We start from the raw sequence: 16,164 nt of genomic DNA, 5'->3' as shown, positions 1-16,164 counted from the left end.
GTAATTCATTACGAAGTTTAATTCAAGAGCATCAAACTTAAATTGAAGAGTTTGATCATGGCTCAGATTGAACGCTGGCGGCAGGCCTAACACATGCAAGTCGGGCGGTAGCACAGAGAGCTTGCTCTCGGGTGACGAGCGGCGGACGGGTGAGTAATGTCTGGGAAACTGCCTGATGGAGGGGGATAACTACTGGAAACGGTAGCTAATACCGCATAACGTCGCAAGACCAAAGTGGGGGACCTTCGGGCCTCATGCCATCAGATGTGCCCAGATGGGATTAGCTTGTAGGTGAGGTAATGGCTCACCTAGGCGACGATCCCTAGCTGGTCTGAGAGGATGACCAGCCACACTGGAACTGAGACACGGTCCAGACTCCTACGGGAGGCAGCAGTGGGGAATATTGCACAATGGGCGCAAGCCTGATGCAGCCATGCCGCGTGTATGAAGAAGGCCTTCGGGTTGTAAAGTACTTTCAGCGAGGAGGAAGGTGTTGAGGTTAATAACCTCAGCAATTGACGTTACTCGCAGAAGAAGCACCGGCTAACTCCGTGCCAGCAGCCGCGGTAATACGGAGGGTGCAAGCGTTAATCGGAATTACTGGGCGTAAAGCGCACGCAGGCGGTCTGTTAAGTCAGATGTGAAATCCCCGGGCTCAACCTGGGAACTGCATTTGAAACTGGCAGGCTTGAGTCTTGTAGAGGGGGGTAGAATTCCAGGTGTAGCGGTGAAATGCGTAGAGATCTGGAGGAATACCGGTGGCGAAGGCGGCCCCCTGGACAAAGACTGACGCTCAGGTGCGAAAGCGTGGGGAGCAAACAGGATTAGATACCCTGGTAGTCCACGCTGTAAACGATGTCGACTTGGAGGTTGTTCCCTTGAGGAGTGGCTTCCGGAGCTAACGCGTTAAGTCGACCGCCTGGGGAGTACGGCCGCAAGGTTAAAACTCAAATGAATTGACGGGGGCCCGCACAAGCGGTGGAGCATGTGGTTTAATTCGATGCAACGCGAAGAACCTTACCTGGTCTTGACATCCACGGAATTCAGCAGAGATGCTTTAGTGCCTTCGGGAACCGTGAGACAGGTGCTGCATGGCTGTCGTCAGCTCGTGTTGTGAAATGTTGGGTTAAGTCCCGCAACGAGCGCAACCCTTATCCTTTGTTGCCAGCGGTTAGGCCGGGAACTCAAAGGAGACTGCCAGTGATAAACTGGAGGAAGGTGGGGATGACGTCAAGTCATCATGGCCCTTACGACCAGGGCTACACACGTGCTACAATGGCATATACAAAGAGAAGCGACCTCGCGAGAGCAAGCGGACCTCATAAAGTATGTCGTAGTCCGGATCGGAGTCTGCAACTCGACTCCGTGAAGTCGGAATCGCTAGTAATCGTGGATCAGAATGCCACGGTGAATACGTTCCCGGGCCTTGTACACACCGCCCGTCACACCATGGGAGTGGGTTGCAAAAGAAGTAGGTAGCTTAACCTTCGGGAGGGCGCTTACCACTTTGTGATTCATGACTGGGGTGAAGTCGTAACAAGGTAACCGTAGGGGAACCTGCGGTTGGATCACCTCCTTACCTGAAAGAACCTGCCTTTGTAGTGCTCACACAGATTGTCTGATAGATGTAGAGAAGCAAGACGGCTGCGAAGTCGAGACACTTTGTGTCCCCTTCGTCTAGCGGTTAGGACTCCGCCCTTTCACGGCGGCAACAGGGGTTCGAATCCCCTAGGGGACGCCACTTGCTGGTTCGTGAGTGAAAGGCACAACCCATCAGTATCTCAAAACTGATTACGCTATGAAAATAGCAAGTCACGTTTGAGATATTTGCTCTTTAAAAATCTGGATCAAGCTGAAAATTGAAACGACACATCGTTTCCTTCCTCCGTAATTAAGAAAGGAAAAGCGGTGTGTTCGAGTCTCTCAAATTTTCGCAACGCGACTGTTTTACGAAACAGCTTCGGGTTGTGAGGTTAAGCGACTAAGCGTACACGGTGGATGCCCTGGCAGTCAGAGGCGATGAAGGACGTGCTAATCTGCGATAAGCGTCGGTAAGGTGATATGAACCGTTATAACCGGCGATTTCCGAATGGGGAAACCCAGTGCAATTCGTTGCACTATCGTTAAGTGAATACATAGCTTAACGAAGCGAACCGGGGGAACTGAAACATCTAAGTACCCCGAGGAAAAGAAATCAACCGAGATTCCCCCAGTAGCGGCGAGCGAACGGGGAGCAGCCCGGAACCTGAATCAGTTTGTGTGTTAGTGGAAGCGTCTGGAAAGTCGCAGGGTACAGGGTGATACTCCCGTACACTAAAATGCACATTCTGTGAGTTCGAAGAGTAGGGCGGGACACGTGGTATCCTGTCTGAATATGGGGGGACCATCCTCCAAGGCTAAATACTCCTGACTGACCGATAGTGAACCAGTACCGTGAGGGAAAGGCGAAAAGAACCCCGGCGAGGGGAGTGAAAAAGAACCTGAAACCGTGTACGTACAAGCAGTGGGAGCCTCTTTTATGGGGTGACTGCGTACCTTTTGTATAATGGGTCAGCGACTTATATTCTGTAGCAAGGTTAACCGTATAGGGGAGCCGCAGGGAAACCGAGTCTTAACTGGGCGTTAAGTTGCAGGGTATAGACCCGAAACCCGGTGATCTAGCCATGGGCAGGTTGAAGGTTGGGTAACACTAACTGGAGGACCGAACCGACTAATGTTGAAAAATTAGCGGATGACTTGTGGCTGGGGGTGAAAGGCCAATCAAACCGGGAGATAGCTGGTTCTCCCCGAAAGCTATTTAGGTAGCGCCTCGTGAACTCATCTTCGGGGGTAGAGCACTGTTTCGGCTAGGGGGTCATCCCGACTTACCAACCCGATGCAAACTACGAATACCGAAGAATGTTATCACGGGAGACACACGGCGGGTGCTAACGTCCGTCGTGAAGAGGGAAACAACCCAGACCGCCAGCTAAGGTCCCAAAGTCATGGTTAAGTGGGAAACGATGTGGGAAGGCCCAGACAGCCAGGATGTTGGCTTAGAAGCAGCCATCATTTAAAGAAAGCGTAATAGCTCACTGGTCGAGTCGGCCTGCGCGGAAGATGTAACGGGGCTAAACCATGCACCGAAGCTGCGGCAGCGACGCGTATGCGTTGTTGGGTAGGGGAGCGTTCTGTAAGCCGTTGAAGGTGGCCTGTGAGGGTTGCTGGAGGTATCAGAAGTGCGAATGCTGACATAAGTAACGATAAAGCGGGTGAAAAGCCCGCTCGCCGGAAGACCAAGGGTTCCTGTCCAACGTTAATCGGGGCAGGGTGAGTCGACCCCTAAGGCGAGGCCGAAAGGCGTAGTCGATGGGAAACAGGTTAATATTCCTGTACTCGGTGTTACTGCGAAGGGGGGACGGAGAAGGCTATGTTAGCCGGGCGACGGTTGTCCCGGTTTAAGCATGTAGGCGGAGGTTCCAGGTAAATCCGGAACCTTTTAACGCTGAGGTGTGACGACGAGGCACTACGGTGCTGAAGTAACAAATGCCCTGCTTCCAGGAAAAGCCTCTAAGCATCAGGTAACATCAAATCGTACCCCAAACCGACACAGGTGGTCAGGTAGAGAATACCAAGGCGCTTGAGAGAACTCGGGTGAAGGAACTAGGCAAAATGGTGCCGTAACTTCGGGAGAAGGCACGCTGATGGTAAGTGAAGCGACTCGCTCGTGGAGCTGAACTCAGTCGAAGATACCAGCTGGCTGCAACTGTTTATTAAAAACACAGCACTGTGCAAACACGAAAGTGGACGTATACGGTGTGACGCCTGCCCGGTGCCGGAAGGTTAATTGATGGGGTTATCCGTAAGGAGAAGCTCTTGATCGAAGCCCCGGTAAACGGCGGCCGTAACTATAACGGTCCTAAGGTAGCGAAATTCCTTGTCGGGTAAGTTCCGACCTGCACGAATGGCGTAATGATGGCCAGGCTGTCTCCACCCGAGACTCAGTGAAATTGAACTCGCTGTGAAGATGCAGTGTACCCGCGGCAAGACGGAAAGACCCCGTGAACCTTTACTATAGCTTGACACTGAACACTGGTCCTTGATGTGTAGGATAGGTGGGAGGCTTTGAAGCGTGGACGCCAGTCTGCGTGGAGCCATCCTTGAAATACCACCCTTTAATGGCTGGTGTTCTAACGTGGGCCCGTAATCCGGGTTGCGGACAGTGTCTGGTGGGTAGTTTGACTGGGGCGGTCTCCTCCCAAAGAGTAACGGAGGAGCACGAAGGTTAGCTAATCCTGGTCGGACATCAGGAGGTTAGTGCAATGGCATAAGCTAGCTTGACTGCGAGCGTGACGGCGCGAGCAGGTGCGAAAGCAGGTCATAGTGATCCGGTGGTTCTGAATGGAAGGGCCATCGCTCAACGGATAAAAGGTACTCCGGGGATAACAGGCTGATACCGCCCAAGAGTTCATATCGACGGCGGTGTTTGGCACCTCGATGTCGGCTCATCACATCCTGGGGCTGAAGTAGGTCCCAAGGGTACGGCTGTTCGCCGTTTAAAGTGGTACGCGAGCTGGGTTTAGAACGTCGTGAGACAGTTCGGTCCCTATCTGCCGTGGGCGCTGGAGAATTGAGGGGGGCTGCTCCTAGTACGAGAGGACCGGAGTGGACGCATCACTGGTGTTCGGGTTGTCATGCCAATGGCATTGCCCGGTAGCTAAATGCGGAAAAGATAAGTGCTGAAAGCATCTAAGCACGAAACTTGCCCCGAGATGAGTTCTCCCTGACTCCTTGAGAGTCCTGAAGGAACGTTGAAGACGACGACGTTGATAGGTCGGGTGTGTAAGCGTAGCGATACGTTGAGCTAACCGATACTAATGAACCGTGAGGCTTAACCTTACAACGCCGAAGCTGTTTTGGCGAAGAGACGAATAGTCAGCTTGATACAGATTAACTGACAGGCCTTATGGCGTGTCGGAAACAGAATTTGCCTGGCGGCAACAGCGCGGTGGTCCCACCTGACCCCATGCCGAACTCAGAAGTGAAACGCCGTAGCGCCGATGGTAGTGTGGGGTCTCCCCATGTGAGAGTAGGGAACTGCCAGGCATCAAATTAGCAGTGAACCGGGGCAATAAACCGGTAGTTGTAAAGAAATTCGGTGGAGCGGTAGTTCAGTCGGTTAGAATACCTGCCTGTCACGCAGGGGGTCGCGGGTTCGAGTCCCGTCCGTTCCGCCACTTATTAGAAAATTAAGCCTGCTTAACTAGCAGGCTTAATAATAAGCAGTATTTAGGGGCGTAGCTCAGTTGGTAGAGCACCGGTCTCCAAAACCGGGTGTCGCGAGTTCGAGTCTCTCCGCCCCTGCCATACAATAATCCTTTGCTTCGGCAAAGGATTTTTTTTGCTTTAAATTCCATGAGGTTACGATCGCTCAACGCTCTCCGTCCCTGGAGAGGTGTGCTTATTCCAGGATGCTGGTTTTCAGAATCTCACGGATCTGCGCCTGTTTATCGCTGTTTTGCAGCCAGATGGCGTACAGCGGGCGCGAAAGCGTGGTGCCATCCGTTACCGGATGAAGAGCGTTCTTACCCTTTGCCCAGTGCGTTGGTAGCCACGTACAGCCATTGAGAGGGGCGAGCTGCTGGTACGCCAGCTCAGCGGAACTGGTGGTAAGCAAAGGTACGTCGTCGCTGCCAATCAATCCGACTTCATTTTGTTGAAAGTCCGGCCCCCACTCCAGGCGCAGGTAATTCAATTCGCTTTTGTTTTTAACCGGCGTTGCGCAATAAAGGGTCAGCGTGAAATTACCGAGCAACTGGCTACTTAACTCATCCATCTTCGGCGATTCTGTCGTGATCAGCAGATCAAGCTGCCGTTCATGCAGCTGTTTGACCAGCGACTGACGCTGGGCAATACGGGCCTCGAACTGCAGGTTATAGGGCTCCCTGTACAGCCTCCCGAGCCATCCGTTAAGCATGCACTCCCAAAGAGATGCGCTGCCGCCAATTGAAAACTCATTGTGTCGGGAGGAGTTGGCAACCTCTTTACGCGCGGCCTGCCAGGTATTCATTAGGGTCTCAGCATAGGGAAGCAGCTTCTCTCCAGCCGGGGTCAAACGGATATTGTTGCGATGGCGGGTAAACAGGTTAACGCTAAGCTGATTTTCCAGCTGACGAATACGAAAGCTAACCGCTGACTGCGTCAGGTAAAGCGCCTCCGCTGCCCGCCCAAAGTGGCGAGTTCTGCTCACCTCAAGGAAAGTTTTGAGCAATTCCGTATCCACACTCTTCTCCGCAAAATTATTTGTCGTAATGATTTAAATCTTTTGTTTTACACTCTGTCAAGCGTAACTAATACTCCGCGCCATAAATAGCTCGGCCGAAGAATCAGGAGTGTGTAGGATGGCGGAAAGCTTTATGACGACTAATCGTTTTTTCGATAATAAAAATTATCCGCGCGGGTTCTCCCGTCATGGTGATTTCACCATCAAAGAGGCGCAACTGCTGGAACAGCATGGTTATGCCTTTAACGAACTGGAACTGGGTAAACGCGAACCTGTCACTGAAGATGAAAAGCAGTTTGTTTCGGTATGCCGCGGTGAACGTGAGCCGGTAACAGAAGTAGAGCGCGTGTGGATTAAGTACATGGCGCGTATTAAGCGGCCTAAGCGTTTCCATACGCTCTCCGGCGGTAAACCGCAGGTAGAAGGCGCTGAAGATTACACTGAAAGCGATGAATAAGAAAAAGGGCGAAAGCCCTTTTTTTATGGCATAAGCTTTTGCAGATGGTTCAGCATCCGGTCTATCGCCCGATAGCCCAGCGCCTCCTGCAGATGATGGCGTTCGATACGCGGATCGTGCTTTATATCGGCAATAGTCCTTGCCACCTTAAGCAACCGTTGCCAGGCCCGTATAGAGAGTCCCAGCTGCGTCAGAGTCTGCTCAAGCCAGATAGCATCATTCTTATTCAACGGGCACCAGGTTTTCATCTCGCTATTGTCTAAATCAGCGTTGAGCTTGTGCTGTCGGGCCAGCTGCCGCTCACGCGCGGCAAGAACCCGCCGACGTACGGTCGCGCTATCCTCCCCTCCACCACCTTGCTGGCTGAGCACTCCGGGCGGCGGTAGCGGTATTTCCAAAGAGAGATCGAAGCGGTCAAGGAAGGGGCCGGACAGCCGCCCCAGATAGCGCAGCGTCTGCTCGGGGGAGGCGCGATTGTGATGGCCCTGATAATGTCCGGTTGGGCTGGGATTCATGGCCGCAATCAGTTGGAAATGCGCCGGATAGTCAATTTTTGCCCGGGTACGAGAAATATGTATCTTTCCCGATTCAATTGGCTCACGCAATGCGTCCAGCACTCTGCGTTCAAACTCCGGCAGCTCGTCAAGAAACAGCACTCCATTATGGGCCAGTGAGATCTCGCCGGGCGCGGGTATGGCGCCACCGCCGACCATTGCAGCGACCGAAGCGCTGTGATGCGGGGCGCGAAATGGCCTGTGACGCCACCGCGTGGTCGCATAGTTGGTGCTTACCAGACTGAGAATAGCAGCGCTTTCAAGCGCCTCCTGATTGCTTAACGGGGGCAGTAATCCAGGCAACCGGCTGGCAAGCATCGTTTTCCCTGTACCCGGAGGGCCGATTAATAGCAGGTTATGCCCGCCGGCAGCGACGATTTCCAGCGCGCGCTTGCCCTGCTGTTGGCCAATGACGTCGCGTAAATCGTGGCGTGTTTCCTGCGGATCTTCTGCCGCCGCCGCGGGCGAGGAGAGCTGATGTTGTCCTGCCACGAAGGCGCAGACCTCCTGCAGATGCCCGGCGATAAGGCAGCCGCTGCCGCCAATCAGCCCCACTTCGGCCGCGTTATCTTCGGCAACGATAATTTGCCGTTTGGCCCTGATGGCCTCCATGGCGCTGGAGATAGCGCCAGGAACGCCGCGTAGGGCCCCTGTAAGCGCGAGCTCACCGATAAACTCATATTGATTCAATCCGGGAGCCTCCAGCTGCCCGGAGGCGACCAGAAGCGCAAGAGCGATGGGGAGATCGTATCGCCCTCCCTCTTTTGGTAAATCGGCAGGTGCGAGGTTGATGGTGATTTTTTTTGCCGGAAAAGTATAGCCGCTGTTGATGATTGCGCTGCGTACCCGATCACGAGCCTCCCTCACGGTTGTTTCCGGTAGCCCAACCATAGTTAGTCCGGGAAGGCCGCTGCTGATATGAACCTCAATGGTGATAAGCGGGGCGCTGATACCGAGAGCGGCCCGCGTGTAGACGATCGCGAGTGACATAGTGCCTCCTGAGTGTCGGCATCATGTCGGCAACGTCGCCATTAGTCATCCGCCGGAACTGTGCTTTACGCGCCACGTTCCAGATAATTCGCCGCAGATCGTTACATACTTTTCGTTATTGAACCCGGCTCGCAGATTGTCGCCAGGGCAGGATAGCGCGTTATAAAAAGCGATACCGCAAGGTGATAAATTGAAATATCTTCACTTTATATTTTTCCCATTAAAAACAATTGTTTCACGGAAAATGGTTAGCATGATAAGAAAACGAGCCATAAAAAAATCTTGTGTTTAACGTGACGTCTGTGGTACCTCTTTAGGTATTCCTTCGAACAAGAAGCCAGAAAGTACATAAAATGACAGCCCTTCTACGAGTGATTAGCCTGGTCGTGATTAGCGTGGTGGTGATTATTATCCCACCGTGCGGGGCAGCACTTGGACGAGGAAAGGCATAGAAATCAAGCCTTAACGAACTAAGACCCCCGCACCGAAAGGTCCGGGGGTTTTTTTATAACTTAAAAATGACAGGCGGGGAGCAGAGAATGAATATCAGCATAAAATTCTGTTTCTTCCGATCTATGACGGGGAAGTAACTATGAATGGCGCGCAGTGGGTAGTACATGCTTTGCGGACACAGGGGGTCGATACGGTTTTCGGCTATCCGGGTGGCGCGATTATGCCGGTTTACGATGCGTTGTATGACGGCGGCGTGGAACACCTGTTGTGCCGTCACGAGCAGGGGGCAGCCATGGCGGCCATCGGCTATGCGCGGGCAACCGGTAAAACGGGTGTTTGCATCGCAACTTCCGGCCCCGGTGCGACGAACCTGATCACCGGCCTGGCGGATGCCCTGCTGGATTCTATCCCCGTTGTTGCGATTACCGGCCAGGTGGCGGCGCCGCTTATCGGTACCGATGCCTTTCAGGAAATCGACGTGCTGGGACTGTCGCTGGCCTGTACCAAACATAGTTTCCTGGTACAGTCTCCGGAAGAGCTGCCGCGGGTCATTGCTGAAGCTTTCCTCGTTGCGAACTCAGGCCGCCCGGGTCCGGTGCTGGTTGATATTCCGAAAGATATTCAGCTGGCGACCAGCGAGTTCGAGCCCTATTTTTCCACGGTCGCTGATGACGTTACCTTCCCCTACGCCGAGATTGAGCAAGCGCTGCAGATGCTGACTCAGGCGCAAAAGCCGATGCTGTACGTCGGCGGCGGCGTCGGTATGGCGCAGGCAGTTCCCGCCCTGCGTGAGTTTATTGCGGTTACGCAAATGCCGGCGACCTGTACGCTGAAGGGGCTGGGTGCGGTTGATGCAGAATATGCCTATTACCTGGGTATGCTGGGTATGCATGGGACGAAGGCGGCTAACCTGGCGGTGCAGGAGTGCGACCTGCTGATTGCGGTAGGGGCGCGTTTTGACGATCGCGTGACCGGCAAGCTGAATACTTTTGCTCCGCATGCCAAAGTTATCCATATGGATATCGATCCGGCGGAGCTGAACAAGCTGCGTCAGGCGCATATTGCCCTGACCGGCGATCTCAATACGCTGCTGCCGGCCCTGCAGCAGCCGCTGGCTATTGACGCCTGGCGTCAGCACAACGCGGAGCTGCGCGCCGAGCACGCATGGCGCTATGACTATCCGGGCGAAGGTATCTATGCCCCGCTGCTGCTCAAGCAGCTTTCCGATCGCAAACCGCCTGAAAGCGTGGTGACCACCGACGTAGGCCAGCATCAGATGTGGTCTGCACAGCATATGACCTACACCCGCCCGGAGAATTTCATCACCTCCAGCGGCTTAGGGACGATGGGCTTCGGCCTGCCGGCGGCGGTAGGCGCTCAGGTCGCGCGCCCGAACGATACGGTAATCTGTATCTCCGGTGACGGCTCCTTCATGATGAACGTTCAGGAGCTGGGCACCGTAAAACGCAAGCAGCTGCCGCTGAAGATCCTGCTGCTGGATAATCAGCGTTTAGGCATGGTTCGTCAGTGGCAGCAGCTGTTTTTCCAGGAGCGTTATAGCGAAACGATCCTCACCGATAACCCCGATTTTGTCACTTTGGCCAGCGCCTTCGGCATTCCTGGCCAACATATCACCCGTAAAGACCAGGTTGAAGCGGCTCTCGACACCATGCTTTCGAGCCAGGGGCCATACCTGCTTCATGTCTCAATCGATGAGCTTGAGAATGTCTGGCCGTTGGTGCCGCCCGGCGCCAGTAACTCAGAAATGCTGGAGAAATTATCATGATGCAACATCAGGTCGCTTTGCAGGCCCGCTCCAACCCGGAAACCTTAGAGCGCGTGCTGCGCGTGGTGCGTCATCGTGGCTTTCAGATTTGCGCCATGAATATGGAGACCGCCGCGGATACCCGCAATATAAATATCGAATTGACCGTTGCCAGCCAGCGGCCCGTCGAATTACTGTTTAGTCAATTAAGCAAACTGGTGGACGTTGCCTGCGTCGAAATCCAGCAACCCACATCACAACAAATCCGCGCATAGGCGCAAGGGAAGAAAAATGACGACGAAAAAAGCTGATTACATTTGGTTCAACGGCGAGATGGTTGCCTGGGGCGAGGCGAAGGTCCACGTTATGTCGCATGCGCTGCATTACGGTACTTCCGTCTTTGAAGGCATCCGCTGCTATGACTCGCACAAAGGGCCGGTGGTGTTCCGTCATCGTGAACATATGCAGCGTCTGCGTGATTCAGCCAAAATCTACCGCTTCCCGGTTTCGCAGAGCGTTGATGAGCTGATGGAAGCCTGTCGCGAAGTGATCCGTAAAAATGGCCTGAGCAGCGCCTATATTCGTCCGCTGGTATTCGTGGGTGACGTAGGCATGGGCGTAAATCCGCCAGAAGGATATACCACTGACGTGATCATCGCGGCGTTCCCGTGGGGAGCCTATCTTGGCGCCGAAGCTCTGGATCAGGGGATCGATGCCATGGTCTCTTCCTGGAACCGCGCGGCGCCGAATACCATCCCGACCGCAGCGAAAGCCGGCGGTAACTACCTCTCCTCCCTGCTGGTCGGCAGCGAAGCGCGTCGACACGGCTACCAGGAAGGCATCGCGCTGGACGTGAACGGCTACATTTCCGAAGGGGCGGGTGAGAACCTGTTTGAAGTGAAAGATGGCGTGCTGTTTACCCCGCCGTTTACCTCTTCCGCGCTGCCGGGCATCACGCGCGACGCCATCATTAAGCTGGCAAAAGATCTGGATATCGAAGTTCGCGAGCAGGTGCTGTCGCGCGAATCCCTGTACCTGGCGGATGAAGTCTTTATGTCCGGTACTGCAGCAGAAATTACGCCGGTGCGCAGCGTTGATGGCATTCAGGTCGGCGAAGGCCGCTGTGGCCCGGTGACTAAGCGTATTCAGCAAGCATTCTTTGGCCTCTTCACCGGTGAAACCGAGGATAAATGGGGCTGGTTGGATCAGGTTAATCAATAAATATCCGTCATATTTTAAGCTGCATGTGCTTTGGCTGCGCTCACTTACCGCAGCCGGCCGGAGATTCTCGCTCCTGCCACCTTTCTGCAGCTTGAGCTATTTAGGGTAAATAAGCATAAAAGACAGGGCGACACGCAGCGCCCCGTTTAACAGAAACTGGGAGTAAAAGCATGCCTAAGTACCGTTCCGCCACCACCACTCATGGCCGTAATATGGCGGGTGCCCGCGCGCTGTGGCGCGCAACCGGGATGACCGACGCTGATTTCGGTAAACCGATTATCGCCGTTGTGAACTCCTTTACCCAATTCGTCCCGGGCCACGTGCACCTGCGCGATCTGGGCAAGCTGGTCGCCGAGCAAATTGAGGCATCGGGCGGCGTTGCTAAAGAGTTCAACACCATCGCGGTGGATGACGGGATCGCCATGGGTCACGGGGGTATGCTTTATTCACTGCCATCCCGCGAGCTGATCGCCGACTCGGTAGAGTACATGGTCAACGCCCACTGTGCCGATGCCATGGTCTGCATCTCCAACTGCGACAAAATCACCCCAGGGATGCTGATGGCCTCTCTGCGCCTGAATATTCCGGTGATCTTTGTCTCCGGCGGTCCGATGGAAGCGGGTAAGACCAAGCTTTCTGACAAGATCATTAAGCTCGATCTGGTCGATGCGATGATTCAGGGCGCGGACCCGAAAGTTTCCGACTCACAGAGCGAGCAGGTTGAGCGTTCCGCCTGTCCGACCTGTGGCTCCTGTTCCGGGATGTTTACCGCCAACTCGATGAACTGCCTGACCGAAGCGCTGGGCCTGTCTCAGCCGGGCAACGGTTCCCTGCTGGCCACCCATGCCGATCGTAAACAGCTGTTCCTCAACGCCGGGAAACGCATTGTGGAGCTGACCAAACGCTATTACGAGCAGGACGATGCCTCCGCGCTGCCGCGCAACATCGCCAGCAAAGCGGCATTTGAAAACGCCATGACCCTGGATATCGCCATGGGCGGCTCCACGAATACCGTCCTGCACCTGCTCGCCGCCGCCCAGGAAGCCGAAATTGACTTCACCATGAGCGATATCGATAAGCTTTCGCGCAAGGTTCCTCAGCTGTGTAAAGTCGCGCCGAGTACGCAGAAATACCATATGGAAGACGTTCACCGCGCCGGCGGCGTGCTAGGGATCCTCGGCGAGCTGGATCGCGCTGGTCTGCTGAACCGCGAGGTGAAAAACATTCTCGGCCTGACCCTGCCGCAAACGCTCGATCGCTACGATGTGATGCAGACCAAAGACGATGCGGTGAAAGAGATGTTCCGCGCCGGCCCAGCGGGTATTCGCACCACCCAGGCATTCTCGCAGGACTGTCGCTGGGATACGCTGGACGACGATCGCGCTGAAGGCTGCATTCGTTCGCTGGAGCATGCCTACAGCAAAGACGGCGGCCTTGCCGTGCTGTACGGCAATTTTGCTGAAAACGGCTGTATCGTAAAAACCGCAGGCGTTGATGACAGCATCCTCAAGTTTACCGGCCCGGCAAAAGTGTATGAAAGCCAGGATGATGCGGTAGAAGCTATCCTCGGCGGTAAAGTCGTCGCGGGCGACGTGGTGGTGATTCGCTACGAAGGGCCGAAGGGCGGTCCCGGCATGCAGGAAATGCTCTATCCGACGACCTTCCTGAAATCAATGGGCCTGGGTAAAGCCTGCGCGCTGATCACCGACGGCCGCTTCTCCGGCGGCACTTCCGGTCTGTCGATTGGTCACGTTTCACCAGAAGCGGCGAGCGGCGGCAATATCGCCATCATCGAAGACGGCGATATGATTGCCATTGATATCCCGAACCGCGGTATTCAGCTGCAGCTGAGCGACGCCGACATTGCCGCACGCCGTGAAGCGCAGGAAGCCCGGGGCGATAAAGCCTGGACGCCGAAAACGCGTGAACGTCAGGTCTCCTTCGCTCTTCGGGCGTACGCCAGCCTGGCGACGAGCGCGGATAAAGGCGCGGTACGCGATAAATCAAAACTTGGGGGCTAACCATGGCCGAGTCACAACCCCTTTCCGCCGCCCCTGAGGGGGCGGAATATCTCAGAGCGGTGCTACGCGCGCCGGTCTATGAAGCGGCGCAGATCACGCCGCTGCAAAAAATGGAAAAAATCTCCTCGCGGCTGGATAACGTCATCCTCGTGAAGCGGGAGGATCGCCAGCCGGTCCATAGCTTCAAGCTCCGCGGGGCTTACGCGATGATGGCGGGGCTGGATGAAGCGCAAAAAGCGCGCGGCGTGATCACCGCTTCCGCGGGCAACCATGCCCAGGGCGTGGCGTTTTCCGCCTCTCGCCTTGGCGTTAAGGCGCTGATTGTTATGCCTACCGCGACGGCCGACATCAAGGTTGATGCCGTACGCGGCTTTGGCGGCGAAGTGCTGCTGCACGGCGCTAATTTTGACGAAGCGAAAGCGAAAGCCATCGAACTGGCGCAGCAGCAGAATTTCACCTGGGTCCCGCCGTTCGATCATCCGATGGTCATTGCCGGGCAGGGCACGCTGGCGCTCGAATTACTGCAGCAGGATGCCCATCTTGACCGCGTGTTTGTGCCGGTGGGCGGCGGCGGTCTGGCGGCGGGCGTGGCGGTACTGATCAAGCAGCTGATGCCGCAGATTAAAGTGATTGCGGTGGAGGCGGAGGATTCAGCCTGCCTGAAGGCGGCGCTGGACGCCGGCCATCCGGTGGATCTGCCGCGCGTTGGGCTGTTTGCTGAAGGCGTCGCGGTGAAGCGCATCGGCGATGAGACCTTCCGCGTCTGTCAGGAGTATCTCGACGATATTATCACCGTCGATAGCGACGCCATCTGTGCGGCGATGAAAGACCTGTTTGAAGACGTGCGCGCGGTGGCTGAACCCTCCGGCGCGCTGGCGCTGGCGGGCATGAAAAAATATATCGCGCAGCACAATATTCGCGGCGAACGGTTGGCGCACATTTTGTCCGGGGCTAACGTGAATTTCCACGGCCTGCGCTACGTTTCCGAACGCTGCGAGCTGGGAGAGCAGCGCGAGGCGCTGCTGGCGGTGACGATCCCGGAAGAGAAGGGCAGCTTCCTGAAGTTCTGTCAGCTGCTGGGTGGCCGTTCGGTCACCGAGTTCAACTATCGCTTTGCGGATGCCAAAGATGCCTGCATTTTTGTCGGCGTTCGCCTGAGCCGCGGGCTGGAAGAGCGTAAAGAGATCCTGGACCTGCTGCACGAGGGGGGCTATAGCGTCGTCGATCTCTCCGATGATGAGATGGCCAAACTCCACGTGCGCTACATGGTCGGCGGCCGTCCGTCGAAGCCGCTGCAGGAGCGCCTGTTTAGCTTCGAGTTCCCGGAATCACCGGGCGCGCTGCTCAAGTTCCTGCATACCCTGGGCACCCACTGGAACATCTCTCTGTTCCACTACCGTAGCCACGGTACCGACTATGGCCGGGTGCTGGCGGGCTTTGAGCTGGGCGATCATGAGCCGGATTTTGAAACCCGACTGCATGAGCTGGGCTACGACTGCCACGACGAAACGCATAATCCGGCGTTCCGCTTTTTCCTCGCCGGCTAGTGGCCCGGGTTGGGTAAAATCGACCAGAATGCATCGATAAGCGGCTCATAGAGCCGCTTTTTTTGTGCGCACACGCCGAGCTCAAAAGGCGTTTTCTCATCGCTGCGCTCTAAAATCATCACCCGGTTGCGCACCGGTTCCGGGCTGTTCTCCAGTACCACCTCCGGCAGGAGCGCGACGCCGCAGCCGAGGGCAACCATGGAAACCATCGCCTCGTGGCCGCCGACGGTGGCATAAATCGACGGATTGCTGATTTTATGCCGCCGGAACCACAGCTCAATGCGCCGACGTACCGGCCCCTGATCGGCCATGATAAACGGCACGGTCGACCAGTCGGGCTGCTCCTGGGTGACCTGGTTACGCACCGGGCAGGCTAAGGCCGGGGCGATCAGTACCACCGCCAGATTTTCCAGCATCGAGAAGGCAACCGAGCCGGGCAGCGTTTCCGGTTTCCCGGCAATGGCCAGGTCCGCTTCTCCGGTGACGACCTTCTCCATCGCGTCGGCGGCATCGCCGGTCGAAAGCTTGATCTCTACCGAAGGATGGGCGGCGCGAAAGCGATCGAGAATCGGCGGCAGATGGCTATAGGCTGCGGTCACGGAACAGAAGATATGCAGCTCGCCGGAGAGCGATGGCCCCTGTTGGTCAATGGCGTGGCGCAGCTGCTGATACTGCAGCAGGGTCTGCTGGGCGAAAAGGCGCAGCTCTTCGCCCGCTTCGGTTAGCGTCACGGTGCGGTTATCGCGTACGAATAGCGGCTGGCCGAGGTCCTCTTCGAGGCGCTGGATCTGCCGCGAAAGGGTCGAGGGGCTAACGTGCATGGCCCGCGCGCTGCGGCCAAAATGACGGCTTTCAGCCAGGTGCAGGAAGGTTTTCAGATCGCGTAAATCCACG

General features: G+C 55.7%; 10 protein-coding genes, 3 tRNA genes and 3 rRNA genes. 13 read left to right on the top strand and 3 right to left on the bottom strand.

All coding sequences use genetic code 11. The features are described 5' to 3' along the window. Positions 1-39: 39 nt before the first annotated feature. From AC1M2H_RS26760 to AC1M2H_RS26735, 6 genes are all read left to right on the top strand, one after another. A 16S ribosomal RNA gene (locus AC1M2H_RS26760) occupies positions 40-1,579 on the top strand. A gap of 87 nt (positions 1,580-1,666) precedes the next feature. Then, a tRNA-Glu gene (locus AC1M2H_RS26755) sits at positions 1,667-1,741 on the top strand. Between the two features lie 230 nt (positions 1,742-1,971). Further along, positions 1,972-4,878, top strand: a 23S ribosomal RNA gene (locus tag AC1M2H_RS26750). Positions 4,879-4,969: 91 nt separating this feature from the next. Continuing rightward, positions 4,970-5,085: ribosomal RNA gene (rrf, locus tag AC1M2H_RS26745) — 5S ribosomal RNA — on the top strand. The 16S, 23S and 5S rRNA genes sit together here with 3 tRNA genes alongside, the layout of an rRNA operon. Positions 5,086-5,139: 54 nt before the next feature. Continuing rightward, positions 5,140-5,216: transfer RNA gene (locus AC1M2H_RS26740), tRNA-Asp, on the top strand. 54 nt (positions 5,217-5,270) lie between these two features. Further along, positions 5,271-5,346 (top strand) — tRNA-Trp (locus tag AC1M2H_RS26735). 94 nt (positions 5,347-5,440) lie between these two features. Here the strand turns inward: AC1M2H_RS26735 and hdfR are convergent. Further along, positions 5,441-6,262, bottom strand: a complete 822-nt coding sequence (gene hdfR / locus AC1M2H_RS26730) for an HTH-type transcriptional regulator HdfR (RefSeq protein ID WP_480149706.1) — start codon at positions 6,260-6,262, stop codon at positions 5,441-5,443. A gap of 118 nt (positions 6,263-6,380) precedes the next feature. Between hdfR and AC1M2H_RS26725 the strand changes: the two genes are divergently transcribed. Next, entirely contained in the window at positions 6,381-6,719 is a 339-nt protein-coding gene (locus AC1M2H_RS26725; protein WP_426813576.1) for a MaoP family protein, read from the top strand. A gap of 23 nt (positions 6,720-6,742) precedes the next feature. On the opposite strand, the gene AC1M2H_RS26720 is transcribed toward AC1M2H_RS26725, so the two are convergent. Continuing rightward, on the bottom strand, positions 6,743-8,263 hold the full coding sequence (locus AC1M2H_RS26720) for a YifB family Mg chelatase-like AAA ATPase (protein WP_480149705.1): 1,521 nt from the start codon (positions 8,261-8,263) through the stop codon (positions 6,743-6,745). 353 nt (positions 8,264-8,616) lie between these two features. On the opposite strand from AC1M2H_RS26720, the gene ilvL reads away from it, so the two are divergent. From ilvL to ilvA, 6 genes are all read left to right on the top strand, one after another. Continuing rightward, on the top strand, positions 8,617-8,715 hold the full coding sequence (ilvL, locus tag AC1M2H_RS26715) for an ilv operon leader peptide (RefSeq protein ID WP_001311244.1): 99 nt from the start codon (positions 8,617-8,619) through the stop codon (positions 8,713-8,715). A 140-nt stretch (positions 8,716-8,855) separates the two neighbouring features. Continuing rightward, the gene (gene ilvG, locus AC1M2H_RS26710) at positions 8,856-10,502 is read left to right on the top strand and encodes an acetolactate synthase 2 catalytic subunit (protein WP_480149704.1); all 1,647 of its coding nucleotides are present in this window, start codon (positions 8,856-8,858) and stop codon (positions 10,500-10,502) included. Continuing rightward, positions 10,499-10,756, top strand: a complete 258-nt coding sequence (gene ilvM, locus AC1M2H_RS26705) for an acetolactate synthase 2 small subunit (RefSeq protein ID WP_041143465.1) — start codon at positions 10,499-10,501, stop codon at positions 10,754-10,756. Before ilvG ends, ilvM begins: the two co-directional genes overlap by 4 nt. Before the next feature lie 16 nt (positions 10,757-10,772). After that, on the top strand, positions 10,773-11,702 hold the full coding sequence (locus AC1M2H_RS26700; RefSeq protein ID WP_480149703.1) for a branched-chain amino acid transaminase: 930 nt from the start codon (positions 10,773-10,775) through the stop codon (positions 11,700-11,702). Between the two features lie 170 nt (positions 11,703-11,872). After that, the gene (gene ilvD, locus AC1M2H_RS26695) at positions 11,873-13,723 is read left to right on the top strand and encodes a dihydroxy-acid dehydratase (protein ID WP_480149702.1); all 1,851 of its coding nucleotides are present in this window, start codon (positions 11,873-11,875) and stop codon (positions 13,721-13,723) included. A 2-nt stretch (positions 13,724-13,725) separates the two neighbouring features. Then, on the top strand, positions 13,726-15,270 hold the full coding sequence (gene ilvA, locus AC1M2H_RS26690; RefSeq protein WP_480149701.1) for a threonine ammonia-lyase, biosynthetic: 1,545 nt from the start codon (positions 13,726-13,728) through the stop codon (positions 15,268-15,270). Here ilvA and ilvY read toward each other — a convergent pair. Next, on the bottom strand, positions 15,267-16,163 hold the full coding sequence (ilvY, locus tag AC1M2H_RS26685) for an HTH-type transcriptional activator IlvY (protein ID WP_041143469.1): 897 nt from the start codon (positions 16,161-16,163) through the stop codon (positions 15,267-15,269). The genes ilvA and ilvY overlap by 4 nt on opposite strands. Position 16,164: the final 1 nt, after the last annotated feature.

Source organism: Klebsiella sp. F11, from assembly GCF_056712265.1.
The sequence above is the reverse complement of the archived record's forward strand: the minus strand, read 5'-3'. Positions and strand labels throughout refer to the sequence as shown.

Bases quoted from the DNA above. Each gene is read 5' to 3' on its own strand.
- AC1M2H_RS26720 (WP_480149705.1), bottom strand. From the start codon at position 8,263: ATGTCACTCGCGATCGTCTACACGCGGGCCGCTCTCGGTATCAGCGCC.
- ilvG (WP_480149704.1), top strand. From the start codon at position 8,856: ATGAATGGCGCGCAGTGGGTAGTACATGCTTTGCGGACACAGGGGGTC.
- AC1M2H_RS26725 (WP_426813576.1), top strand. From the start codon at position 6,381: ATGGCGGAAAGCTTTATGACGACTAATCGTTTTTTCGATAATAAAAAT.
- ilvL (WP_001311244.1), top strand. From the start codon at position 8,617: ATGACAGCCCTTCTACGAGTGATTAGCCTGGTCGTGATTAGCGTGGTG.
- ilvA (WP_480149701.1), top strand. From the start codon at position 13,726: ATGGCCGAGTCACAACCCCTTTCCGCCGCCCCTGAGGGGGCGGAATAT.
- AC1M2H_RS26700 (WP_480149703.1), top strand. From the start codon at position 10,773: ATGACGACGAAAAAAGCTGATTACATTTGGTTCAACGGCGAGATGGTT.
- ilvM (WP_041143465.1), top strand. From the start codon at position 10,499: ATGATGCAACATCAGGTCGCTTTGCAGGCCCGCTCCAACCCGGAAACC.
- ilvD (WP_480149702.1), top strand. From the start codon at position 11,873: ATGCCTAAGTACCGTTCCGCCACCACCACTCATGGCCGTAATATGGCG.